Consider the following 24525-nt stretch of genomic DNA (forward strand, 5'->3'; position numbering starts at 1 on the left):
AGATAATCTGGCGTAGTGCGCCGGAGGGCTTTGAGCCTTCAGTCATTGTTGATGTCCTCTTTCTGGAATGTGATTCGCATGCCGGTCTTTCTGGCCACTGCGTCAACGGCCTCCTTTGGGTCGAATCCGACGTTGATGAGAGATGCGAATGTGCTGGCGGCTTCTTGCTCAACACTGATCTCGTAGCCAAACGCCGAGGCGTATCGGTTCCAGACAGCCCTTGAAGCGGGAGTAAGGCAGCGGCTGGTGCTGATGACGCGGTTGAATGCTTTGATGTTTGCGGGCCGCTGATTCAGGTAAGCAGTGCACATTCGCGCAAGATACTCACCGGCGTTGATCCGACCAGCGACGAGATGGTGAAGCGTTTCAGGTTTGCCGGACCGGCGTAGCGCATCAGCATCGTCCATGCCGGCGCCCAACGGAATGATGCTTGTGACAATCCCGGCTGCCTCGCAATTGCGGATAGTTGTAACCCCGCTATCAAACCCGGCCTCGTCACCATCAAGCATTTGCGCGTACTCAGTCACTCCCTTCTCAGCGAAGAACTGGGCCTGAGCAGCGTTAACGGACGCCTGTCCAACAGCGCAACCCCATATGTCGAGCAGTTGCAGCGCCCAGGCGTCAAACACTCCTTCAACGCCCACCAGTATCGAAGGCTTGCGGGAGTTGAAGAGGTAAGGAATGTTCTTCTTCAGTGACGGCGCAAAACGGTACTTGGGGGACCGTTTGTCGCCAGCACCTTTTGGTAGCCTGCCCCATAGACGAAAGTCACCGTCAGGGTGTGGCCAGTAACCTACAACCCGTCCAGTCATGCCGCTGAGTAGCCGGGTTGTGTCGGCGGGATCAATCTCCACGTAGCCCTTCAGAGCGGCGACCTCTTTGGAGATACCCTTTTGCTCGAGGAGGGTAAGCACCTCTTCAGGGGTAGTGTAAAGGCCGAGCTTCATTAACTTGAGTTGATTGGCAGATAATCCGCGCTCTTGTGCAAGCTCAGCAACCAGAGCCGGGTGTTTGCCTGCCAGGTACTGCGTGACCTGAAAAATTGCTTTGCCGGCAGACACAGGTGCCGACGTCTGGGATGCGGAATTCGTTGCTGCAGAGATATCGCGCTTGTTCTTGGGAGGCTCAACGTTAGCCACCCGGCATAGTTCCGTAACGACATCAGCATCCCGGAAGCCGTTCAGGACAAGCGCATCCCAAAGGCTGGTAGACTGTCCGCACTTGTTTTTACGCGGGCATTGAATGTATCCCGATCCGGGAAAGTGGAAGGCCTCTGGCTCGCCACAGACCGGACAAACCATTTGATAGCTTCCTGACGTGGACTGGTCCTTGGGACGAAGGAACGTCAGGAGACCGGCGTCAACAGCGTCTATTCGCGGATATACGACGTCGCGAAGAAATTCTGTGATTTCTGACGCCATTACTCTTGCACTCCACCGGGAGCGATCTCAATGCCAGAAATATCTACACCCGAGGCGGCTGCCAGAGTTGCCAGCTTTCCCTTCAGGCTGCGCCTAACACGGCTGACCTGTTTCTGGGATACGGCCAGGATTTCGCTAATTGCTGACGGGGAGTGTTCGTCGATAACAACCAAACGCAACATCTGGTGCTCGCGTGTGGTCAGCTTGCACCGGATTCTTTCGATGTAGCGGTGGCAAACCTGCATGTCGAAGTCGGCGAGGGGAACGCCTTCAGACAAGAATACGGGTGAGGCCTCAAGAGCCTCCTCGTAGGTGCTACTCGCTGTGTTGTAGTCGTCTTGCAGCGAGTGAGAGCGGCGGGGGAGGTCGATCGGTTTAAGGTCGGAGCCAACGATTCCGCAAGTGCCGGGGATCTCATCAAAAACCAGGGAGATTCCCTTTCGACGAATGAACTGCAATGCCGCTCCGAACAGAATCAACCCGCGCCGCTCAGGGGCAGCGTCAGGGTGATTGAGAATTGAACGGCTGACAGCTTCGTACAGACCCAGGCTGAGGATCGACAGAATTTCATCATCAGGCATCGGGACACGCAGACGCATGCGCACCTCTGCAGTCCATTGCTTGCGCGACTCGTGATCATTTATGAAAGACCACGGGTCCAGGGAAGTAAATTCCTCCCTGCTCAACGATGTCAGATAATCGTTGCGCGTACTTCTCATAACGCCTCCTACAACCCTAAGGCTGAATCCCCTAACATCCGGAGTGATCCGGTAGACAGCAAATGCTGTCACCCCCCTCTAGCTTTTCCAGGGTCGTTGCCCTGCGTTTCCCGTCGCGGTGCGATCAGGCTTGAAAAATATTCTATGGAGTTTTTATCGCACCGCAATTCAAGTGCATGTAAAAAAGCGCTCCGCAGCGCATCAAGGTGACAGGAAGCGATAAAAATGTGTTGAGAGGGTCGCAATGGGGCTTGGAGAAAAGGGGGGCGCCGTTATCATGGCTGAAAATGGAGGACGGAATGATTGATCACAAAACACTGCTGGCAACTGCGAGCGCTCATGAAAATGAGCTTGGTGCCTGCCTCAAGGCCTGGGCATGTGAACGCAACGGCGGACATCGCGTATTGATGTCCTACTGGTACAAAGACAAAAGTTATAGGGCCAAAGCCCTGTTGGTCGATAAGGACGGGAAGTTTGAGGTTGAGATGATCGCTGCACATCTCAACGAAAGGCTTGGGGCGGGAGAAGAGACCATCAAGGGAATGAGATCTGGCTTCAACGCCCGGCTCAGAAAGTCCGGGCGGTCAATGGTTGGCGCACTGGCACATGCCCAGCCGGGTAACGAGATTCACTGAGCCGGTTACTGGCCTGGCTCGATGTAGATGCCTATCCCCGATGCCAGGCAGGCGCTTATGACGGACATCCCCATTTCGTCCTTAAGCGCCTGCTGGGGTAGAACTGCGCAAGAAGGCTTGAGCTCAGACAAGGCAGTCATCACTTCTGCAAGCGCACCAACGAACGTTGAGCTTACGATAAAACAATCCTGCACCTGAATCCCCTGGAGCGCGGCAGAGCCTTCAGCAGAGCATGTGATCCCACTAAACGAATCAGCAGTGAACTGGGCGGCCAACCCCCGCTTAGCGCCCGCGTACCTGAACTTGACCAGGGTTTGGTGATGCCATAACTTTTTACCTGCCGGCGAGAATTCATCTGGCGGCAGATCCTTTTCGCTCAAGCGGTACAGCGTTTGCCGGGAGATGTTCAAGAAGGCCGCAGCATCTGTAATGTTGTAGGACTTCATAGGAAAAACCTGAGGACAGAGTATTATTAAATTAGAAGGTGGTTTACGGACGATCAGTCGCTCAAAATGACCATTTCTGACCGCCTTACGCGCAAAACCAGTAATCCCTCCCCGATTGATCTTTGCCTGGGCATATTGCCCCCGAAACATTCCTCAAACCACCGAATCCCGTGTAATTCCGAACCTATTCCGGCAGCCCTGTGTGGGATTACCTGCCAATGAATACCTCTTTTGGGCACCAGCTTTGCGTCAATAACCGAAACTATCGCAAGACTGCATAATTCGCGTAAAGAGGCACCTTTAGGGCTGAAATGTCTCCACATTCAGCCATATTGGATAGCCATCTGAGAGTCGCCGTAGGGCGCGTCGCACAGCTGAGCCATCCCGGGAACAAGCGGCAGGAGCAATGGAATAGCTGTTGAAGACCCAGCATCTTCAACAGTGAAACACGGCTGGAAGGCGTGTCCATATCGGAGTTGTGCCGAAGGCGTGGCTGCCGCTCAAACTGATTTCGCTGGGTCCCGCACAATAGGTGTTCAACCCCGCATGTTCATTGGCATCCAACCAGCAAAATATCCCACAAATATCAGCGTTTTTGTCCCGTTTGTTACACCCGATTGGATGGAACGTAACGACGATAAAGTGTTGAATTGAATAGATGAATAAGGACGGGTCGGCAAGAGCAAGACAAAAGCTACCTAAGGCCGCGAAAATCATATCCAAGGAATATAGGGATAATTAGAGGGATGTAGGGGAAGGGAAGGGGGGCCCATGCAAGGCAGAACGGGTAGTTGTGAGGTAATGAAGGGTAATTGGCGGGAAGGGAGCGGCAGATGGTAGGTATTCCGAAGGTGGTAGAGCCATTCACGAATGGCACTGGGGGCGCGCGACGGCCCCAAAGTAACAAAGCGGACAAATCCGGTGGAAAAAAGGTTGAACAAGCCGCGCCTGTTGACGCAACAAAGTACAGCTCTGATTACATTAAGAAATTCAAAGCTTCTGTTGAGACGAGACAGGCGACTTTTGAGGAAATGATCGCCTGGCTGCTAGAGCTTGGCAGGATTGCAGAAGAGATAGTCGAGTTAGCGATCAGAGTAAAAAAGAAACTGAAAACAAATGATCGTGCTAAGGGTGCCACGCTTAAATTCGAGTGCAAAAAACGGCCTTCCAGTAATGGCCAGCTTTACATCTCAATTAGAATTCGTCGCGAAGGTTCAGATGTGACTAAGGGGCTCACCGGCGTTGAAAGTGCTGAGGCCCGAAAGCTTTTGTCACCGATGGTGGGGCGTGATGTAACTACGTCCGTGCTGCCTCTGATCGAGCAAATTAATGCGGTTAACGATGCCTTGACGGTGCTTTCGGAACTCGCCCCCAGCTTCGATGATTTCCGCGAACCAGGGCAATCCTCGTTGCTGAAGGCTTGGGCAAAGGCAATTGAGCTCTATGGAATTGCTGCAAGCGATGCATTGAAAGGCCGGATAGATCAATTCCTTGACGTTGACGCGGAGCTCCTAGAACAGGCGTTCCTGTTCAATCACGAACGAAACAATGTTCGGTTCAACTCAATCCTGTGCCGAATGGTTCTAGGCCACACGGACCCGTTGGGGCCAAGGGGTATTCAGTTTCGAATTGTGAGGAAAATTATTCCAACAACTGGAGTTCGGGTATCGAATCCTCTTGTTTCCGTGAAGAAATACCGTAGTAGGTTGCAGGACAAGAAAGCGCTTGAGGCGAGCCTCGGCCGGGCACCGACCCCCGAGGAGATGGAAGAGGTTCGGGCTAATAGAAGGAAAAGGAGCTACACACCCTGGATAACGGTCGATTTGATCTCGCACTGTCATTTAGGTACCCAAATCAGGGACGTATTACACAGACAGAAGAAAATTGTGGCCTGTATGGAAGGCTGGAGTCGGGACCGCGACTTCTTCCAACAGCTACATCAACAGAGGGTGAGGATATGCAAGAAAAGAACATAGTGGCGATCGACCTGGGTAACGGGTTCACGAGCTTCAAGGCAGGCAACGGGAAACAGGGTGCATTCGCCTCCCTAGTTGCGCCATATAGCGGCTCTGCAGGAATTGGAGGAAGCTTTGGAAAGCCCTTTTTCAAGACCCAGGATGGTAAAAGGTATCTGATCGGAGATGACTGTCGCGAGGAGGGTGCGGTGACCCGCAGCACCGATTCGAGCTTCTATTCGAGCAACGAGATCCGTGTTCTCTTCTTGCGAGCTCTAAAGCTGAGCGAAATCAAGAACCCGCTTATCGTGACAGGCCTTCCGACGGAGTTCTTTGCCAAGAGCGCAAAAGCATTTGAAGCCAACCTTAAGAAATGGGCTACCGAAGAAGGCTATACACCGGAATTTATCAAGATCCTCCCGCAATGGGCTGGCCCTTGGTTCGATGAGGAGCTGGCTGATGAGAACGGACAAATTCTCCCTCTAGGCCATGTCACCAAAGGCAAAATCGGAATCATCGACATTGGGCAAGGCACTACGGACATCGGCCAATTCAACGACGGCAAAGTGTCCGACAGCCGCTATGGCGAATCGAAAGGCGTTTCTGACATCCACAAAGCATTGTATACGCAGCTTCGTAATCCTGATCGCTTTAATGAGACCTTGCCGAAAAAGGATCGTCTACCGAAAGGGTTCAGTCTCGATAAACAGACTACTGAGTTCACGATGGACACCTGGCTGAGAGACGGATTCATTCCATGGCGAGGTGACCGGCTCGATATCGAGGCAATAAGCCGTCCGGCAAGAGAAGAGTTCGCCGGCGATCTCCTACCCCGTTGCATTAGCCATGTTTGGGGAAGCACGGACTTCCTTAGCGGGATGATCGTAGCGGGTGGGGGCGCGATGGTGCTCGGGCGAGACATCTTCAAGAAGTATGTGAATTGCCCCATCTTCATGGCCAGCTCACCGGAGAAGAGTATTGTTCGGGGTTACTACCGGTTCTTCCGCACCCAAATTTTGCCGAAGGGGGTTCAATCTCAATGAAAGATCAAGGGGTCGCAAAGCACGTCGTTGTCGGCCACCTGTTCGAGTCCAGGCACGCTGCGCTGATCGAGATGACGAATTCACTTTCTGGCAAGCTGAGGAATCATTTCATACTCAAAATCGCGGAAGCATGCCTCGAGAAATATCCGATAAGGATGTCAGATTACTCATCGAGCAGGGATGAGGTGGGAAAGGGCACGCCGTTGAAGATAACCATCCGTGAAGATCTCTACCCACGGATGTTCTCCCGATATAAAGATCTGCCCCATGGAATTCGATCAACCGTAATGATGAATCTCCTGAATCGGCATGCAGAGCTCATGGCGGGTGCGCCGGAAATTGTTGAGGACGCAGTAAGGGTTCTCGACGCGGCAAGCCTGGACAGCAGCGTCAAGCGAACTGAAATGGAGGTTGCGGGGGGGAGTGAAACAACGACAATCCAAGCTCCACCGGTACCGATTGACATATTGCCCGTGGAACAGCCAAATCCTCGGCCGGAGACCTCTGCGGCTGTACCAACTGCAGCTGCAGCTATAGAGGAGGAAGATCCGTTAATAGGACTTGAATCAGGCTTATAAAAGGAAAGCCGGCGTTGCGCCGGCTTTTAGTTAATCCAGAACTCGTATCGCCCATCCGCTCGCATCCCGCTCACCTCGAATGCGCCTTGCCAGTTAGAAAAGGCATCCAGTATCTGTGCTAGCTCAGTGGCGCCACCATATCCAGTTATGAAGGGAGGTTCCTTCGCCGTGGTTTTGCTGGAGTGCACGCTTAAAGACTCAGCGCCCACCTCGACATTCACCACAGTACCTGGGGCCTGATCGAAGATGTCGAGGATCTTTTCTGCAATTTCAATCATTCTTCGCGCGCCTCACATGAACCCAGAAAAGAGCCTGGGTAGTGATAGTGACGGTAATGGCGGCTCTCTCTCTGGCGAGCCAGCTAAGCGCAAATGGTAAGAAACCTGCGTTGTCAGCAGTCAGAGGTGCTTCAGAGCCCTGCTCAGCGCAAATCAAGTGGGCAGCGACCACCCCCTTGGCCTCGTACGCACTCAGATCCAGCGCGAACGTAAAGGCTGTATCCGGATAGAAAACCAACATGGAGCCGCACAGCTCGCTAAGGCTTATGACCGTCAGGTTATCAAGATGCATGCCAGGCCTCATGTTGGACGCGGTTCGCTCGACAAAGACATTTTTTGAACGAGGCCAATGATCCAGCATGCAGCTTTCATAAGCATGAGGGTCATCCAGATACGAGGTATCAGTGTCGTAAAGCGAAGATGGTGAAGCAGCCATTAATAATCATTATTTCCAAAAAAAGAGGGTATGACACTCAGGGAGCCGGTTTATCTTGATCGCCCTGAATCACAGACTTACGGAAAACCTTCATGCTCGTCATCCAGCCATCAGACACAACTTGGAACGAACCGCTATCGCTTGTTTTGATGTGGATGTCTTCTATATACCGCTCGATGCGAGGAATCTGTACCAAACCGCCTCTTTCCAATAAATCCTTCAGCTGCTGGATCTCAGGGCTATCTGAAGGCAGCGTATCCATCAGCTCCAACCCAGCCTCAATCTCAGAGTCATGAGCCTTCTCGGACGCACCTGGTACGAATGGGAAACCAAAGCGCTCGAGTTCTCCCTTGCCAACGACCGAGCCAACGCTCTGTCCCTTCTTTACCTGCTCAGGCAACGCGAGCATCAGCTCGACAAGTTGTGCCTCGGTGACGGTCCAAGGGAATGGATGGGCAAGCTCTTCGGCCGGAGAAACCATGCTTACTGCATACGGGATCAAGGCGTCAGGTTCGCCCGCCTCAGAGCGCAAGACAATCGAACCCGTTGCATCGACAACAAACGCGCACAGGACACCGGAGCCGGTGTCGAAGTACAGCTTATTCACCCCTTAACCCCTCATCGATCAGATTCATGGTGTCATAGAATTGGCCCTCCAGTGTCGGAGAGTAATAGGCCTTGTATGCACTACCACGAACAAAGTCAGGAAATGCATCGTCATCCAGATCAGCTCCCAAGTGGTGCGCAATCGAGCGCATGGCTTGAAGCTCGGAGGTGTCACGATTCATCGAAACATACGCATCGCGAACCATGCCCTCAGGGTCAACGATAAAAAAATGACGCCCCCACCGGTCCCAGAAATCCGAATCAACTTTGTCGATTCCTGCATCTACATCAAGGGAGCGCCAGAATGCGCCATTGTCGCCATCTGGATAAGTGATAAAAGGACGAATCCAGTCCGAGTACAAAAGCCCTGCCTGACCTGGGTAGCGAGCTGCTGGAGAGATAACGTAGGCATCGAAAATGCTGTGAGTGTTCTGTGCCCAGAGCACACCAGGCAGTTTGCTTCCCGCCTTCATACCGCCCCAACCCTCATCCTTAGATTTAGGAAGCGCGTCGTACTGCATCCAAACGAAATCGACACGATCCTTAAAATTGTGATCATGTAAAAAGCTCATGACCTTCTCACCGGTAACCGTGTCATTGACCGCGCGCGAGGTAAAGTCTGAGCTACCTTCTTTTACCCAGGGCGCCGATGCCATATAAATGACCCATTTGTTGGGGTGCTGATAAGAAGATTGACTGAACACTCCAACATTCCCGCTCTGGTCCTGAGTGATCTGCATTGAGTCTGAACCAGCTGGAAGCCTAAATGGAACCGGTTCATCAATAGTCGGCATGTATTCTGAGAATGCAGCCTTGGCATCTGGCTCGTCTGAACCGCAACCAACCAGCACAAAAGCTACCGAAAGCATTATATTTTTTACGTTCATCATGAAATCCCTTGCAGGTCCGCAAATTGGTGGCTAAATGCCGCCCTATGTGCACACTTTAACGTCCGAGTTCCGAAGCTCAAGCTTTAGTTTCCAGCTCCGAAAATGGAGCTGGAGAAAAAGAGCAAGACACTGCTATTGCTTTGGTTTTGAGGGAGGCGGTGGAGGTGGATTCAGAGAGCCTTTCATGGAAAGCGTCTGTGATGACGAGTTCTGCCCGGCCGGCGCCGGAGCCCGCGCGGCAGATGCTGCGGATGCGCTCATAGTACGTGCAGCATTCATTTGCATAGTTACCGACTTCGATGCCGAAGGTGCACTATTGGCGCTAACGGCCTTTGAAATCACAGCGCCGCCTTTACCGAACGTCAGGGCAGTGAAAGCTAGACCCCCTATCATTTTAGCCATTGACGACGCTCTCTCAGTTCCTATCGATCCAGGTTTGAAGCCGGACAGCGCCTTTGCGTCATCCCAAAGTATCAGTCGCGCCGCCGCCACCTCAACGACAGTCAGTGCGGAAAATATAATTGCTTTAGTAGTCGACGCTGCCTGAGTGGCCGTCATCCCGGCAGTGAAACCGGTATTAAAACCTTGTGCGCTAGAAACCTGTTGGAAGTACAGCACCTCCGCCGCCATCGATACGAATAGGTCATTAAGATAAATCAGAAGAAACGCAAAAATCACTAATTTGAAAAAGGTTATCAGTATCTGCGGTCCAAGGAATACGGACATAACGGCAAAAAGCGGAAAGGTAACGAGCAGTGCAGCAGCAAGCATTGCTGACACAGACACCATCATAGGAATTTTATACCTGAGCATGAACTCACCAACCTTTGCGGACATTGCAATGAGCCCTCCCATTACGTTGTCACTGATATTTTCTAAAGCGCTGACCTGCAGGTTTGAAGGCTCAAGCCCTAAATCCCGCATGTATTGTATGCTAGCTGTGTTAGCCATATCGCCAACTCGTGCTAACGCAGTTAGATTGTTCTTAGCCATATATACAGGATCGGTTATCAAATTGCTTTCGTTGGTTGAGTCCCGTAGTGCACTGAAAACGTGATTGCTTAACTCGTAAGCCTCTCTGCACGTTTTTGGATAAAACATAAAGGCTTGGTCTGGCGCTAGCTCTGAACCGTTAGCGATAGCACCGTGTACATATTTCCCTCCTTCAAATGTTCTCGGGTCGAGAAAGTCACTACTGCTGCTGATTCCTGATTTTGCGCTGTCAAAATATCCTTTACTGGGGATCTTAAAACCGTAGGTCGTTCCCCCTGCAAATGGGTTTTTATGGTCAGGAATACTATCCAAAAGCTGAAGTCCATCCTCAACCATGTTGTCAACGACGGCTGCAGAAATCACCTGATTTGTTCCGCTGGACGCCGCCGCTTTGTAAGCAAGATCTGGTCGCCATGCCTTATCAAGCAACTGCCCATAAAAGGCCCCTAATGAGTCCCAGGTGCCCCTGCCGATAGCGCTGAGAATGCTCCTATCCGCTGAGTTGACTCCAACTAAATTTGAACCTGCAAGCCCAACGCCGTGCGCGGCGGAGAGTTTCCCGGAGTCGTTAAAGACATCCTCGATGGCCCTGTTGCAGAGCCCCATGTAGGAGGTGACAAGATCAAATCCGGGCGAATTCTTTAAAGACCGGGCTACGTTTTCTGCGGCTTCGTCATATAGTATTGCGTGCTTGGCCGTTCGATTGCTTGTGCTGCCTGTAGCTTCACCCATAAGGGTGTTATTAAATACAGAATCCGTTGATGAGCGGAAGAGCTCATAAATATTGCCAGTCAATCTGAAAGTCCATACTGAACCGTTTGCAACAGGTGCTGGGCCCTGTGCGTTACCGGGGAACATGGCTGAGGTGTCCTTTGCCGGAGCAATAAGTATCCCGGTCACAATCAGAATGATAAATGAGCCTACTACCCCCTTGAATTTATCCTCCGGTAATTTTACTGCCATTAGGGCAGTCCAAACTAAGCCGCCTCCGAATATTACAGGGATAGCTGCTTCACGCATCGAAGCATGGAAGGTAGACCATGAAAGGAAATAGAACTGGATAAGGCCTAGGAGGTTTCCAGAAATTATTTTAAGCGGTAATAGCTCTACACTTTCCATAATACGAGTCCTTTACCTTTCGAATGACCGCTTAAATATTCCGTCTATTTCCATCTGCTTTTGTATCGTGTTGAGCTCAGATTCAAGCGTATCCACAGCGAGCAGATAGTTATTAGCAATTCGAGGCGAAATTAGTTCGCTTGATTCCTGGTTCTGCAGGCCTGTCATCACTGCTAGATCAAGTCGTCCGACAATACCAGCAAGATCCTTGAGTGCTGCGGCCGAGGCTAGCTGCCGCTGCTGCGCTACGAATACATTAGGTGTTTCTTTTGACGACGTTACCAAAGCCCTATGCTGGTTATCGGTGATGACAATCCCCGTTCTATTCACGAGTGCCTTAAAACCTTCTGTCTCGTTAAATGAGGCGTAGGGCGCGCTTACGATCTCACCGATCCAAGTGTAATACTGTTCTGTCAGGCGCTTTGATACATCGAGGAGGGTCATCTGGCGTGGGATTACGCCCTGGACCTCACCGTCTGACTCATAATTTGGGAGCAATTCGGCGTAGTTCTTCATGTCGGAGCAGTTGATTTCTGAGCTACCTAGAATTAGACCAAGCATGCCTGTTTGGTTTACATCCTCGCAGTCTTGATCGCGGAACTGGATCGCGGAACCGCCACCACTACCGGCGCTACCTCCACTACCCGAGCCGGAGCCCGAGCCGCCGGAGCCGCCTTGGGACGTGTCAACAGATCCATCAATACCACCACGGAACCGGATCAATCCACCTGTTGTATTGTTTGCCGATCCCATGAGCGCGCCCGCTCTGTCGTTCACAGTGGTCTTCGTGTCCTGCATGATCCTGGTCAGGTTCCCCGTTATACCTTCGCCAGTCATGCATTTGGGATCTTTGAACCCGGCCTCGGCAGTACATTGGGCTTCCGCCATTGACTGCCGCTTCTCTGCCAAAGACATATTAGCCATTTGACGAACGCCGCTGCAGGTAGCGTTCGACATGTCAATTCCGAACATGGAAACACCGTTAAGCTCATCGATTACTGCCTTAACGGTTGGTTGGCTATATGCGAGAAACATGATGGCCATTGCTGGAGCCTGCTGAATCAGCTCCTCAACCATGGTTCCGTACTGCCGCAATTGTCCATTCATTACCCCACCTAGGTTTAGGCCGTCACAACCGAAGCCGACCTCAGTGGAACCATATCCGCTCACCATATTGCTTTGGTTGTTCCTGAACGGCGTAAAGAGGTCATTTGAAAGCCCTCCGTCGAGCCCAAATCCCGAGGCGCGGCCGTTGAGGCTTATTCCAGCCATTGTGTTCACTGGCTGCATCATGCGATTCCAGGGAGAATCGTCCTGGTTGTCCGCGTATGGATCAGCTACCTCTATCTTGTCAGCAGCTGCGTTACCTGGAAGGCCGTTTACTGCAAGGGCAGGTGTCGCGTAAATGCCACCCGCAAGCGTAATGGCCAGAGCAATTGGAGTTTGAAAACGTGTCATGGTCTGCCTTATTTGGATGCAGTGTTGATGAGGGACATAGCCTGCAAATGCTGCTCAAGTTGCGCAATTGTGTGAGCACCCTGAAGGTCAGCACGCTTCGATTGCCTCTTGTTGTCAATCCACGTTACCGGTAGCGCTGCGATGCCTGTCCTATGAATCTGCGCAGCCTCATTCAAGCTCATTACGCGACCAGCTAGCCCACGATCAGTGACTTTCCTCTTGAAAGCAGCCTGATCTTGATCAACCTGGAACACTCGAACAGCGAGCTTGGGATATCGTTTTTGAAGCTGGGAGTAAGCGGTGAGCTGAACATCACAGGCGCCGCACTGGCTATGCACGAAAACCGATACCGATAGCTGGGTGGAATCAAACTGTTTGGCTTGGTCCTCAAGCTCCTTGGCCCGCTGCAGGCCGAGAATATTTTCGAGCGGGCCACGGCGCCACATTGCCTGTTGGTATAGGCCCGCGGACTTTTTGTACTCGCCCCAAGAGGTATCCATGTAGCTCACCATTTCTTCAGCTGCTTCCGGCGTTTGCTCCAGCTGGAGCTTGATAACTGCGCTCGGTGTTCCTGGTGCAAAATTAAACTCGACGCCCTTAGGATTTGTTATCCGGAGCGGGGCAGTTGGATTCAGCTTGGCTTGGTTATTGATCTCGGTGCAGTTTTGCATCCACTGCATGTTTTGGCAGTCGAGTATGTTCGGTAGCTTGTTCAGGGTGTCTAGCTCACGCTTACGCTCAGCTTCGTTTACGGCTTCTAGCGCGGTGGCCAGAGCTTTAGCGAATAACTGTTCACCACCGGGAGCGTTTGACAGAACTGCAGGGACGTTCATTACAGTGGCGCCTGCTATAAATGCGGTGATGACTTTGGTTCGGGTCTTCATTGGGGGCTACCTATAGCAGTCGTGAAATTTCGGTTATCAGAGATGATGGGTCCGAGACGACCCGAGGCCTTTCATTTTGAGACTGAAGTACTATCGCCGGCGCACGCTTCACACCCAGCTGAGCTGCCATTTGGCCTCCCAGATCCGGCATGAAGCCCTCTTGAGGCATTGCGCTCGACCTGATGATCTGCGTTTGTGATGAGTTCCAGCTCTGGGGGTCGACGATGATGTAGAAGTCAACGCCGATCGCCTCGGAAAACTGGGCTTTGGCTGAATCTATGATTGAGCTGAGTCTGCTGATCGAGTCCGCATTGTTCTCCGCAAAAGCAGAAATCTTCAATTTCGGCTCATCCAATACGAACCCTGTGAACCGCACGGCCTGAGCTGTATGTGCAGATATGCGTCGTTTCGCCTCGGCGATTTGTTCAGTTGTAGGCAGTCCCGACATCCCTGCAATGGTTGGCTTGCTTGATGAGGCCGTATTGAGAGCTGCAGTTACCTGCTTGAGTAGTGCTTCGGAACCTTTGTGTCCTCGAGCAGCTGCTGCAGTAAAGAATTTCTGTGCTTTGTGAATGTGATCCGGATCTTCTGGTGACTTGAGCATGAGATTACCAAGATGAAACATCGCGGTGGCGTTTCCCTTTTTGGCTTCAGCCATCAAGATTGGCCAGGCAGCCTGTTTGTCACCTTTAAGCATCAGCATGAGGCCTTCACCCACACGTTGATCCGTGGTCAGGGCGTCATTGTCATCAGCGAGTACCGGGCAGGACGCCAGCAATAGGCTAGTGAGAAGCTGTAAGGCTTTGTTGCGCACGAGCCACCTCCTTTCTATAGATGGGCATGAAGCGCTTCATATAAGCAGCTCTTAGACTGGGTGTTTTTGAGTGATAGAGGCCTGCTGCTTCCAAGTCAGACCCGGTTGACCGCTTGTGTTCTGCTATCAAGCTGGCTGCGTAATCGAGGTTTATTGCGGGGTTAAACCAGTGCTGAACAGAGACCCGGTTTTGTCCGTGAAACCGGTATGAGATCTGCCCGATGCCGATGTCAGTGTTGAGGAGCCACAAGCGACGTACGCGCGCTTGGCCGAAATCGAGATCCTTTTTCGCATCCGTTCTTTGTGTTATCACCCGTTTGCCATTCAGGCCATGAACGGCGAGATACCCATTCAGATACTGCTGAGCGCTTGCACTGTCTCTGAAGAATCGTCGATGAACTGCACCGTCTCCCCGGTGCGGCAACACTTTGACCATCCAGGGCGCGGAGTTGATTGCGTATAGAGCTGTTATGGCGTTCTCTCGGCTTTGGAATTTGAAGCCCTCGCCATCGGCATTAAATGACCATGGGTTCTTACCGGATTCCTGTTGCGCAATGGCGCGCAGTACGATCCGATCAACGCCATGGCGCTTAGCGGCCGTATCTATCAAGGGGTCATACACTGAGGCAGATGCGGTGGTTGTCGTGAGCAGGCAAGTCAGCAGACCAGCAACGATAGAAAGCTTCAAGGCTGATGGTCCTCAACCGTTGAAAACTGATGCGCCTGCAACCACGCGATCGCCTTAGCCCGCTCAGGCACTGCTTTTTCCATCGTTCTGAATAGAGCAGGATGTGGATCGTCTGGTGCTGTGTTGAGAAACTTGTGCAGGAACTCATGAAAAAGCACATACCTGAGAACGTAGCGGGGCGCGTTGTAGCCGGCTGATTTCGATAGGGCAGGGTGGACGTAAATGACTTCCACTCGGTCAACCACCTCGGTGCTAGCTGCCGGCACGAAAAGGGTGTCGGCGCTAACCGTGTTTATCTGTCGGGCCACATCAGACCAAGATGGATCATTAGCGGCCATCAAGATGCGGATGTAGAGTTGATCGGCGTCGGTTACGCCTCTGCCTGTAAATGGCTTGATCAACTTTTTCGCTCCCTCGAAGTCTTGGCATTCGTAGGCTTTGACGGCCATCACAATGCGCTTCATTTCTTGAGGTGTGAGCGTTGAAAGCTTGCGGGGAGGCTCAGGGGCTTCGCTTGCGCTGGGTATCTCCCAGCGAACCGGAATGTTGATTTTACCTGAGTAGTGACACCGGTTTACCTCTCGGTAAATGCGGTGAAGCAGGGTCTCATCCTTTTCAGAGACCCCAACCTCGGACAAATTCTCGCTACGTTCGACTGCACCCATCCGGTGAACTCCAATATTTATGCACCACTTCGCCGTTCGTGGTTTGGAGGTCTAGCCGGTCGCCGCTGATTGAGACTCGGTAGCCTTCAATGAAGTCTCCGTGTCCAAGCATTGTTTCCTGACCTTTGTGGGTAAGGAAGGCGTGCGCTACGCAGGTTGAACAATTTCGAGCCGCTTGAGCCACTGCAGCTACACACAGGCTCGGCCTCGGTGCGGGAGCATTTGCTACTGGCGATTGCTTGGTTGCCGTTGGCCTTGGCGCCGGTGCCTTAGGTCTCGGTGCTGCAGCTACTGCTGTGCCGCGAGGCCGGGCTTGCTCCAACTTCAGCTTTTTGTTCGCTTCCTTTAGCTTTTGCTCAAGCTCAGCAACCCGGGCGTTGTTCTTCTCAAGCGCTTCTTGGGCTGCAGCAAGCTCTTTGTTCACACCTGGTTCCAAATCACTATTACTACTATCCGGATTTGGTTTGTCTGTGCCACCGAATGCGGTGTCAAAACTGGAGGTATTATCAAAACTACTTTCTTGTGCGCCGGCTGCAGCGTTAAAAGTTGCTTCGACGGTCGTCGCTGGAGAGGGGCCTGCTGCAAATGGGCTATCAGTTGGCAGATCGCTATCGGTTAGTGGCAACGGCATATTCGCATCAAAGGAAGGGAATGGAGCATCCGTTTCCTGAACAGCCATGGGCTCACCTTCAGCCGCAGACATCCCACTAAAAATTGGGTCGTCTATTTCAAACCCCGGTAACGGCTGCTCCGCCTCTGAAAGGGTAGGACTAGGTAACTCCAGTTCATCTTCAATATAAGCGGGGGTTTCGGTCATGCCGGCAGTTTCACCCGGGGACGAAGGTGCGCCAGAAAAATGATTCTTCAAGGCGAAGACAGCGACAATCACTATTGCTGCAGCTGCTCCCTTTTGCTTCATGGTCATTTTGGCAATGGACTCTTTCAGCGTCGGCCGAGCAGGCGGAGCCTTGTCATATTCGCCAATAAGCGGATCGTCGTCGTTCTCGAAGCCAGGCACCACCTTGTCCTGCTGCTTACTGCTCATATCGTATTCAGAATCGTGTTCATTCACCGGTTCGGCAACGACGATTTCATCTTCTGTTGTTGATTCGGGTTTAGGTGGCTTGTTGCCGGCCTTGACCTTGTCGATTCCGGAAGTCATTTTGCTGATCAGTTCGCCAATCGCGGTTGGCTTTTTCTCTTCACTCATTGCCGTTGCCTCCAAGGATTGGTAGGTAAGTAGGTGCTTCCTCTGTCCATCGTCCCGGCGCGATTTGCACACATTGCTCATTACTTGGTATAAGCATGCCGTTCATGACCCTAGCGGGGATCTGAACGCCACATTCAACAATCGGTGCGTCCCACGTGAATCTATCTCTGGCCCGCATTTTCCCTTTCATATCGATCAGAACCTCGCGCACCCCTTCTTCGTAAGCCCTGCGCTCGATTTCGGTTCTCGGTTTGTAATAGGCCTTCTCAGCAGCGCGGCGCTCATCATCGAGAATGGTTGCCCGGGGCTCATGTGTGGTGCTGCAAGCCGAAAGGAAAGCAGACGCGAGAACGATAGTAATGCTGAGTGTGTATTTAAGGTGCAACATTGAATCGCGCTCCGTAGGGATAATTTTTGGCAAGTTCAACAATGGCCTTCTGGCGTGCTTCAGCGAAACCAAGCCCTGACTCCTTAACAATTTGCTCGGTTCTGGACTCTCGCATGTAATAGTCGTCAGGGTGTGAAGAAGCGATCCACAAAGAGACAGCGCTGGCAAAAAGTCGGAATACCCCTGAGTAATAGATGCTCTGAGAGGTTCGTATTCGATAGAAAACCTCTGAATAGATCGGTGGAAGCGAAGCCAGGGAGCGCCACAAATCAATCTCTTCATCTGTAAATGCCAGCTCCTTTTTGGCGAGCTGATAATCAGACTCTGAGCACGACAGAAAGAAGTAGTGGCTCGTATTTTCGAGAATCCCGTCTTGCCCATCGCCTCCACCAGAGTCTGCTTTCACCAGGTTTACAAAGTCCTTGACCGTTTGACTGATCAGCAGACACCCAGCGTTATAACGGCGGAGCTCCCGATAGAAAGATGCCAGTGCTGCAGCAGCAGTTGGGTCTGAAAGAGTGGCCCAAGCTTCGTCCACCGCTACGATTTTCTTTCGAGCTCGATCAAGCTTGAACTTGCAGTACATGTCGATCTGACGGAACAGGGCCAGGGTCACTACACCAAGGGCCGGGCTGTTCGCCATGCGCTGGGTTTCGAGTACTGTGAAGTCATTGTCCCAGTCGACCTGCAGCTTTCCATCGAACAGAGCAGCAAACGGGCCAGTCCCGAAATAAAGGCTCAGGGGCTGGCTGATAGATAAGCCGCTGATGCCTTCAAATGAGTAGGCTTCCAGAGTCGGTATGAAGTCACTGAAAGTCGGCTCGTCCTTCGGGTTTGACTCAACCCATGAGGTGAAGAAAGACTCCAGAGCTCGATAGGTGAGCGCGACCGAAACGGCGCTGGTTACCTGCCGAACTTTTGTTGATCCATCTCCGGAATTGGCCATCATCATGAGCATGCGGGTGATGAAAAATATGTCATCGACGGCAGGCATTTCGTTGTTCCCATTCTCATCCTTGTGGATGAAGAACGGATTGATGCAGATCGGATTGATGGTGCGTTTGCTTACCGGGTCCTCAAAAGGCTCAGTTGCCAGCCGGACGTAATTACCATCCAACACCAGACACAACGATTCGTATGAATCGCCCTTGTCGATAATCCAAACCTTTGGCCGGTACTTAACCCTCAGGCCCATCAAAAGATTGTTGAAGGTGAATGATTTACCCGAGCCGGTGGTACCGCATATGAGAGAGTGGGCGGTATTGACCGAGCTACCCCAGAGGTCCACGAATATCGGTTGGCCAGCTCTGTTGTTCATCAAAATTGCAGGATCAGCAACGCCCTGGTACTCCAGGAACACTGGGCAAATGTGTGACAGGCTTCCGGTGAGGTGGGGGGTATCCCTGCGAAGTAGTCTCATGCTGCTCGGCCGGTAGTTCAGGGGCAACGAATTGCGTACGACCGCATCCCCACGCAGCTCCTCGCGGTGACCAAGGCGCCAGAGCAAACTTTCAAGCTGAAGGCACTGATCGTTCAGTTGCTCCTCGTCGAAGCCCATAAGAGTGACGTGAATTGACGTATCAAAAAACTGTTCACGGTTATTAACGTTCTCTGACGAGACCATGTTCTTTACCGAGGCAAGATCCTCCCGCTGAGTCTGACGGGTCTTCTCGTCACCGATCTTCATTGATTCTTTACCGGCAAGAAGCCTGCCGCGCATAAGGAGGCGGGTATTGGTCACCAATGGCCCAGGAACATGCCAATTGATTGTCACAAGGGACTCGCACTCAATGCCGGTCATCGCCATCTGGATCATGCCCGGGAAAGATTTTAGCGGCTTGCCGAGTACTGAGACAGAGCGCATGTAGTATTCATGACCGCTATCGTGAATCGTCCACCCAGAACCCTCGGTTTGCACCCACGCGTAGGTACCCACCCGGTTTAAGGCCTCTGATCTTGGGATTTCGTCGGGATGCTTCAGGCATTCGTAGATCGGGAGCTCTGGCTTGAATTTCGGAGGTTCAATCTCGAAGCTGCGTACTGGGTTCATGAGCTGGTACATCCAGTTCACGTAGCCCTGCCCAGTAATTTCCTCTGGCAAGAAATTGTAGGAGGCGAGGGCCTGAGCCACATCGTGGCAAACCCGACCAAACTCTTTTGACTGTTTCGTATAGGCCTCGCGCGCCAGTTTGTTCGGGTCGACAAGGCCTACCGAGGCGAGAGCTGCTTTGGATGCAGAGTCAAAGAACTTGCCAAAAAGGTAAGATGGCTCCCAGAACATGACAAGATAGATATCCGTTACGAACGGAAAGCGTCCTTCACGAATCTCCCGGGTGATGGCCTTACTGACGTTCTCGCGAACGTCCTCGTCCAGATCCTGAAGCGCCTCGTCCTGGAGAGTTTTCATCATGGCTGGGGATAGCTTCGCAAAGAAGCCGTTCTTCGCCACAGACGCAGTAATCTGGCGAGATATGATTGAGTCGGCTATCGCCTGAGCGAATTCACCGGCATTCTCATCGACGCTGCCGGCGTACTGCTGCAAGATCCCACGGATGTCGCGGTGAGTATGTCGAATGACCTGGCCAGAAGAGCCACTGGGGAACTTGTTAAGTACATCTCCCAGCGCGCTTGTAATTCCATAGAGATGGTCGTTGTTCAACAATGAGATGTCGTGTCCTGTGAGCCGCCATATTTTTGCAAAGCGGCCGTCCACTGTATGAAAGTAGTTGCCTTCTGACTCGAAAAGGAATGCATCTGACAGCAACTCAAGAGGCATGCCACCTTGGTACCCACGGCGTCCTAGACCTTTGAGTTCGCTATCGAAAAGATGAGGCTGTGGCGCTGTCATGGGGTTGTCCTTGCTGACGCCACTATCACCCGGCTTTCGGGATACACGGTAATTTGGGTACCGGTGACCCGCGATAGGTACTCCGCAAGATCTACCATCGAATTTGCCTGGGTGTTGAGTTGAACGATCTGGGTTGGATCAATATTGCCGTCGAAGTGGGCGTCATACCCACTGGCCAGCGCCGCCAAGGTCAAGATGTGTCCGAAACTCAGATCGACATTCTTGAAAACCTGCGCCCATGGAACTGGGTCAGGATCAATGAGCTGGCGCTGCTGAACCGTGTTCTTTCGCTCAAAGATCGAGCGGTACAGCAAGACATCGGGCTGCAGAACAGTAATGTTCTTACCGCTACCCATGATTTGCTTGGTGTGGTGTTCGCGAATGGCGTCCTGATGGGTCTGAGGGAGGCTCTGAGCGTAAATATCAGCGGCCATCATCAAGGGGAGCACCAATAAGATCAGTCTGCCCATTGCGCCTCCTCGACGACTATGTAATCCCAGTGACCCCCGCGTTTGATTCCTGTTGCCTTGTCTGCATACGGTACGTTCCATACCGGAGCTACGACGTCGGGCATCCGAATGGGGAAATATGGCTCACTTGAGCCAAGCTCTGGGCGTGCTCGTAAGCCTTCACGCAAAAGAGCAACGGTGTCACGCTGGGCGCTGCCATGAACTGCGTTATAAACCTCGTCCATGCTTGCCTGATTCTTGAAAGGAGACTGGGAGGCACAGGCCGTCAGGAGAATGGTCAACACGGGGATAAGTATTCGCATGCGAAGGATTTCTCTCATATCAAGATGTCGTAGCGAGCAGGATCAACCTCGAAGGGATCGGCAGGAAGTTCCACGGTGATGGGCTGGTCAGTAACGAAGCGGAGCTTGATGCCGGGCTCAACTACTACCGTGTCTATGGCGGCGTTAGCCTCTTGTTCAAACCGCTGGCCTATCTTGGTGAAGAGGGCTGCAACACCCTGCTGTACACCGGCCTGAGTAGCGTTTCCTGTGAGGACAGAGTTGTTCGAGGTGGTGCCGTCTGGAGTAACGCTGGTCTGGTTTGAGAATTCAGCCTGGCTCAAGGTTGAGGAGAATGCAGCAGCTGCAGCAGCCATGGACTGAAGAGCCAGTGTCCGGCCAGAAGCCTTGTCCAACCGCCCGTAAACACCCTGTTCGTTATCACGGGTATCTACAATGTATCCGGTCGTACCTGCCATGCGCGCCCCACCAGCGGCGTCCCAGTAAGACATCTGCTCAACCCGGACAGTGGCGCGGCCATGAGAGCCGCTGGATGTTCTTATTCCTGAACACAAGCCCATCAGATGGACGTTGCCCAAGTCGTGCATAGCTCCATTCGGACCGCGAAACACACCTCGTACCGGGATCACAACCGGACGGGCCGGTATGTTGGACGCGCTGGAGGCTCCCGGCGAGTTGGCACCAACAGGACAAGCAACGCCGTGAAGCGTAGTTACTTCTACAAACGAGAAAGCAGGCACTGTGAGTGTTTCAGGTTTGACTTCTACAGGCGCAGCTGCAGCTTCACCACTGGTAATCCCATATTGCGCTACACGGGTGGCGCCGTACTGTTGCTGCTGAGGGGGAGCTTCGCCCATTGCTTCGAACATCTGGGCCTCAGTTGCAGAAAGTGATCCCCCGCTATTGATGGTGCCCACTGCTGCGGCAGGCTCATCCGGCCTGAGAATGAAGTAATTGGGGCCGTAAGGGTTTGCCTGCATGCTCTGCTGAGATGGAGGGGCGGGAAAGTCGAAACTCAAGTCATCGAAATTCAATCCACCATCTGGACTAGGCATTGCAGGCAGATCTGGAAGGCTGCTACCAGTCCCAGTGTCAGCTGCATTTACGCTGGAGTAGGCGCCATCCACCCGTTCCTGTCGTATCCTGGCAAGCTCTTCACTCAAGGCGCGGATCTCAGTGTTAGTTCGCTGCTCCTGCTCTCGCAGCTGCCGAGCCAGAGACTTGGATTCATTGGCCTTCTCGGTTTTAGAGATGGTGAGCTTGTTCTCAAGCGATTCGATCTTCTTAGCGAACTGTGTCAGGGCAGCATCTCGATCCTGTACGCCGATCGAGTTCACCGGATCAGAGCCGTGCTCCAGAGCCGCTGGAGTCGTAGCAGTTGAAGGGATCACAGCGCTGTCCTGCCCTTGAAATCCGTTGTAAATGACGAAAATCGCGCCTACTGCAGCCACACCCAAAAACATCTTTGACTTTGGGAATTTCTTTGAAGCTTCCTCGGTCATCGTGATTTCTCCGAGACAACGAACAGCAAGCCACGATGTGTTTCACCATAGATCTCTGTCACGAACTCAGGGGAGGGGCCGAGTATCCGTGACGAAGGCAGCATGGATACCTGCCGAGCTGTACCTAGCGATTTCCTAACAGCAGCGTTGCTGTAGTCGATCTGGTCGATAGCCACCTTCGTTGCTGTGCGGCCGCTGTTGATCACCTCGTAAGTGGTGCCTATGTAACGGGCTCCTTCGACCTGGCTTTGAAGTACGAACTCCAATGAGCCTTGGCGGAAAACTACGCGTTCGCTGCGAGACATCCGCGAAAAGTCAGCCTGGCGGTACCCTGACGGTAGCGTCCCTTCATAAAGGTAATTCATCAGCCCTTTAACCTGACCTTTGTTATTGGTCTGGCGATCTGAACGGTCCGCAAGAGGTGGGTTCTCAATTGTCACTTGGCTATCAGCGCAGCCAGAACGTGTAATCAGGCGGATGATGTAGCTATTCTTGCTTGGGCCATCCACGGTGACTAGGCCCGTGTAAAGGGGGTCCGTCGCCATGAAGGCAAGCTTGTTTGAGATGGGAGTGCGGTAGAAATTCATACCCTCTGTGACCTCGACATAGATGCCTTCGAGGTAGGGCTCAGGGAATGAAACTTCTGCACGCTGGGTGTCATCAGAAATGAAGACATCAACCGGCGTGTTGTTGTAAACGATTGAGCGTGGCGAACGGTTGCATTCGTCGTTAGCTAAAGCATGAGGTGATAAAGCTGCGGCAACCAGCGCAGCCATTAGAGTCTTTTTCAACCGTCAATCTCCTGAATCTGGATGTCGTCAACAACGACCGCCCATTCAAAATGCGCGCTTGGACGAACCGGCTTGATGAGCATCTTTATGCTGTATACGTTGGTTCTGAAAATGGCGTTGAGTGTTGACCGGTGCCGCTTCCCTGTGAAAGAAACGGTGTAGCCAAGGCTTGGGTCCAGTTCAATCGTGAAATCGCTGGTGCGGGCAAAAACCTGAGTAATCTGCTGCTCGGCAGACTGCCGTGCGACGACCTTCAGATTTGCCTCTTGTAGAGCGCGAAGCCGGGAGGACATGAGGCGCAACGCTTCATCAGCATTGGCAAATGACGATTCCGGTGTGAAGTTGTAGTAGTTGTCCAAGAATGTTGTTGTAAACGCAGTAAGGTGGTGGTCCGGTATCTGTTTGGCTGACACGAACATTCCTGCCCCATTCGGGTATCCGTACATGACGCGTTCTTTCTGAAGCGCGACGTTGGCAACCTGAAGCGAGTTGTTCATTCGGACCAGATTGAAAACAACCACGACGAGCACGACGATCACAACTATGAATGCAACCATCAGCCGGCTCTGCCGCAGTTCAGCGCCGCCGAGCAGGTTGAAGTACTTCAGTTGTGGCTCATATTTCTTTGACATGGCTTATGGCTCGTAAGTATTGCAGTAAGAGTGTGAGGGAATGAGCCCTTTATCGAGCCAAACCGTTGCTCCCAGACGATTCAAAGCGCCTGCCAAGTTTTTAACGGCGGGGTAGTTGGATGCAAACTCAGAGTTCTCAAGATCGCCCATAACCACGGATAGCTTGAGGATTAAATATCCCGCTGGTTGGTGGGCTGTGAGGCGCTTATAGAGCCACAGGCAGAAGCAGCCAACTGAGAACGGCAAAAGCGCCCCGCCAGCGATATTCTGTGTAACCGCCATCGGTACCATCCAAAACAGCAGGTCCTCTTTCGCCAGCCCGCCGAAGCTGACTGGCGAAGTGGCGTACACGTAGGTGTCGTGCTCTTCCGTGACTCTTAAGCGCATGTGCAATACCTCAGGGTGTTGCGGTATTCGTTGTCATACCGGACCAGGTACGAATCTGCGTAATTGCTGGTTCACCGAACAAGCACACGACGAAGAAAATGATCGGGATGTACCACCACTTGCCACCGGCGAACAGAATCGAGAAAAGGAATGCCGCGACAGCAAGCCACATACCCCAGCTAGCTGCAGCCTTCCACCAGCCCATCAGGGAGGCATCGGTGTTTAGTACCATCTCCCGGTTCGGGCCGAAGTCACCATTGAACTGGGCGTGAGCGAACTCTGGGGCGAGCAGTAAAAACATCACGCTCAATAACATGATGCTGTAGGCAAAGAATTTGCGAAGCTCCTCTTGCCTGACTTGGGGGAAATCAAGTGATGCGTTCATGGG

26 protein-coding genes are annotated in these 24525 nt (G+C 52.5%); 4 read left to right on the plus strand and 22 right to left on the minus strand.

The genetic code is table 11. From position 1 onward, the window contains the following. Positions 1–38: 38 nt before the first annotated feature. Together QAO71_RS17185 and QAO71_RS17190 are read right to left on the minus strand one after the other, a co-directional pair. The gene (locus QAO71_RS17185) at positions 39–1421 is read right to left on the minus strand and encodes a hypothetical protein (protein WP_280165883.1); all 1383 of its coding nucleotides are present in this window, start codon (positions 1419–1421) and stop codon (positions 39–41) included. Further along, positions 1421–2140 (minus strand): hypothetical protein, encoded by a 720-nt coding sequence (locus tag QAO71_RS17190; protein WP_280165884.1) that lies wholly within the window; start codon positions 2138–2140, stop codon positions 1421–1423. The genes QAO71_RS17185 and QAO71_RS17190 overlap by 1 nt, the downstream gene beginning before the upstream one ends. Positions 2141–2439: 299 nt before the next feature. Here QAO71_RS17190 and QAO71_RS17195 point away from each other — a divergent pair, with 299 nt between their 5' ends. Beyond that, positions 2440–2775, plus strand: a complete 336-nt coding sequence (locus QAO71_RS17195) for a hypothetical protein (RefSeq protein ID WP_280165885.1) — start codon at positions 2440–2442, stop codon at positions 2773–2775. 5 nt (positions 2776–2780) lie between these two features. Here the strand turns inward: QAO71_RS17195 and QAO71_RS17200 are convergent, their stop codons facing one another. Then, a complete protein-coding gene (locus tag QAO71_RS17200; protein ID WP_280165886.1) occupies positions 2781–3221 on the minus strand; it encodes a helix-turn-helix domain-containing protein in 441 nt (146 codons plus the stop codon). Between the two features lie 833 nt (positions 3222–4054). Here QAO71_RS17200 and QAO71_RS17205 point away from each other — a divergent pair. The 3 genes from QAO71_RS17205 to QAO71_RS17215 are packed head-to-tail and all read left to right on the plus strand — an operon-like array spanning position 4055 to position 6797. After that, positions 4055–5197, plus strand: coding sequence for a hypothetical protein (locus QAO71_RS17205; RefSeq protein WP_280165887.1), 1143 nt, complete (start codon positions 4055–4057; stop codon positions 5195–5197). Further along, positions 5179–6219 carry a ParM/StbA family protein gene (locus tag QAO71_RS17210; RefSeq protein WP_280165888.1) on the plus strand — a complete coding sequence of 347 codons (1041 nt, stop codon included), beginning with the start codon at positions 5179–5181 and terminating at the stop codon, positions 6217–6219. Before QAO71_RS17205 ends, QAO71_RS17210 begins: the two co-directional genes overlap by 19 nt. Further along, a complete protein-coding gene (locus QAO71_RS17215) occupies positions 6216–6797 on the plus strand; it encodes a hypothetical protein (RefSeq protein ID WP_280165889.1) in 582 nt (193 codons plus the stop codon). Before QAO71_RS17210 ends, QAO71_RS17215 begins: the two co-directional genes overlap by 4 nt. Positions 6798–6823: 26 nt before the next feature. Here QAO71_RS17215 and QAO71_RS17220 read toward each other — a convergent pair whose 3' ends face one another. The 19 genes from QAO71_RS17220 to QAO71_RS17310 form a co-directional block, all read right to left on the minus strand. Next, on the minus strand, positions 6824–7075 hold the full coding sequence (locus QAO71_RS17220) for a hypothetical protein (RefSeq protein WP_280165890.1): 252 nt from the start codon (positions 7073–7075) through the stop codon (positions 6824–6826). Beyond that, positions 7068–7511 carry a hypothetical protein gene (locus QAO71_RS17225; RefSeq protein WP_280165891.1) on the minus strand — a complete coding sequence of 148 codons (444 nt, stop codon included), beginning with the start codon at positions 7509–7511 and terminating at the stop codon, positions 7068–7070. Before QAO71_RS17225 ends, QAO71_RS17220 begins: the two co-directional genes overlap by 8 nt. A 37-nt stretch (positions 7512–7548) precedes the next feature. Further along, entirely contained in the window at positions 7549–8118 is a 570-nt protein-coding gene (locus tag QAO71_RS17230; RefSeq protein WP_280165892.1) for a hypothetical protein, read from the minus strand. Beyond that, on the minus strand, positions 8111–9007 hold the full coding sequence (locus QAO71_RS17235; protein WP_280165893.1) for a hypothetical protein: 897 nt from the start codon (positions 9005–9007) through the stop codon (positions 8111–8113). Before QAO71_RS17235 ends, QAO71_RS17230 begins: the two co-directional genes overlap by 8 nt. Before the next feature lie 132 nt (positions 9008–9139). Continuing rightward, on the minus strand, positions 9140–11119 hold the full coding sequence (locus QAO71_RS17240) for a hypothetical protein (protein ID WP_280165894.1): 1980 nt from the start codon (positions 11117–11119) through the stop codon (positions 9140–9142). A gap of 12 nt (positions 11120–11131) precedes the next feature. Further along, positions 11132–12577 (minus strand): hypothetical protein, encoded by a 1446-nt coding sequence (locus QAO71_RS17245; RefSeq protein ID WP_280165895.1) that lies wholly within the window; start codon positions 12575–12577, stop codon positions 11132–11134. A gap of 8 nt (positions 12578–12585) precedes the next feature. Further along, entirely contained in the window at positions 12586–13461 is an 876-nt protein-coding gene (locus tag QAO71_RS17250) for a hypothetical protein (protein WP_280165896.1), read from the minus strand. A 10-nt stretch (positions 13462–13471) separates the two neighbouring features. After that, positions 13472–14275, minus strand: coding sequence for a sel1 repeat family protein (locus QAO71_RS17255; RefSeq protein ID WP_280165897.1), 804 nt, complete (start codon positions 14273–14275; stop codon positions 13472–13474). Further along, positions 14244–14963 carry a transglycosylase SLT domain-containing protein gene (locus QAO71_RS17260; RefSeq protein ID WP_280165898.1) on the minus strand — a complete coding sequence of 240 codons (720 nt, stop codon included), beginning with the start codon at positions 14961–14963 and terminating at the stop codon, positions 14244–14246. Before QAO71_RS17260 ends, QAO71_RS17255 begins: the two co-directional genes overlap by 32 nt. Beyond that, positions 14960–15628: a hypothetical protein gene (locus QAO71_RS17265; RefSeq protein ID WP_280165899.1), complete on the minus strand. Its 669-nt coding sequence runs from the start codon at positions 15626–15628 to the stop codon at positions 14960–14962. Before QAO71_RS17265 ends, QAO71_RS17260 begins: the two co-directional genes overlap by 4 nt. After that, entirely contained in the window at positions 15609–16838 is a 1230-nt protein-coding gene (locus QAO71_RS17270) for a hypothetical protein (protein WP_280165900.1), read from the minus strand. The genes QAO71_RS17265 and QAO71_RS17270 overlap by 20 nt, the downstream gene beginning before the upstream one ends. Further along, positions 16831–17226, minus strand: coding sequence for a hypothetical protein (locus tag QAO71_RS17275; protein WP_280165901.1), 396 nt, complete (start codon positions 17224–17226; stop codon positions 16831–16833). The genes QAO71_RS17270 and QAO71_RS17275 overlap by 8 nt, the downstream gene beginning before the upstream one ends. Then, positions 17213–20074: an FtsK/SpoIIIE domain-containing protein gene (locus QAO71_RS17280; protein WP_280165902.1), complete on the minus strand. Its 2862-nt coding sequence runs from the start codon at positions 20072–20074 to the stop codon at positions 17213–17215. Before QAO71_RS17280 ends, QAO71_RS17275 begins: the two co-directional genes overlap by 14 nt. Continuing rightward, positions 20071–20544 carry a hypothetical protein gene (locus QAO71_RS17285; RefSeq protein ID WP_280165903.1) on the minus strand — a complete coding sequence of 158 codons (474 nt, stop codon included), beginning with the start codon at positions 20542–20544 and terminating at the stop codon, positions 20071–20073. The genes QAO71_RS17280 and QAO71_RS17285 overlap by 4 nt, the downstream gene beginning before the upstream one ends. Before the next feature lie 316 nt (positions 20545–20860). Continuing rightward, positions 20861–22327, minus strand: coding sequence for a conjugal transfer protein TraB (locus QAO71_RS17290; protein ID WP_280165904.1), 1467 nt, complete (start codon positions 22325–22327; stop codon positions 20861–20863). Then, positions 22324–23118: a hypothetical protein gene (locus QAO71_RS17295; protein ID WP_280165905.1), complete on the minus strand. Its 795-nt coding sequence runs from the start codon at positions 23116–23118 to the stop codon at positions 22324–22326. The genes QAO71_RS17290 and QAO71_RS17295 overlap by 4 nt, the downstream gene beginning before the upstream one ends. Then, positions 23115–23750: a TraE/TraK family type IV conjugative transfer system protein gene (locus tag QAO71_RS17300; protein ID WP_280165906.1), complete on the minus strand. Its 636-nt coding sequence runs from the start codon at positions 23748–23750 to the stop codon at positions 23115–23117. The genes QAO71_RS17295 and QAO71_RS17300 overlap by 4 nt, the downstream gene beginning before the upstream one ends. Before the next feature lie 3 nt (positions 23751–23753). Continuing rightward, a complete protein-coding gene (locus tag QAO71_RS17305; RefSeq protein ID WP_280165907.1) occupies positions 23754–24137 on the minus strand; it encodes a hypothetical protein in 384 nt (127 codons plus the stop codon). A 10-nt stretch (positions 24138–24147) separates the two neighbouring features. Continuing rightward, the gene (locus QAO71_RS17310) at positions 24148–24522 is read right to left on the minus strand and encodes a hypothetical protein (protein ID WP_280165908.1); all 375 of its coding nucleotides are present in this window, start codon (positions 24520–24522) and stop codon (positions 24148–24150) included. Positions 24523–24525: the final 3 nt, after the last annotated feature.

It is taken from the genome of Halopseudomonas sp. SMJS2, assembly GCF_029866945.1.
In the GTDB taxonomy this organism is placed as follows: domain Bacteria; phylum Pseudomonadota; class Gammaproteobacteria; order Pseudomonadales; family Pseudomonadaceae; genus Halopseudomonas; species Halopseudomonas bauzanensis.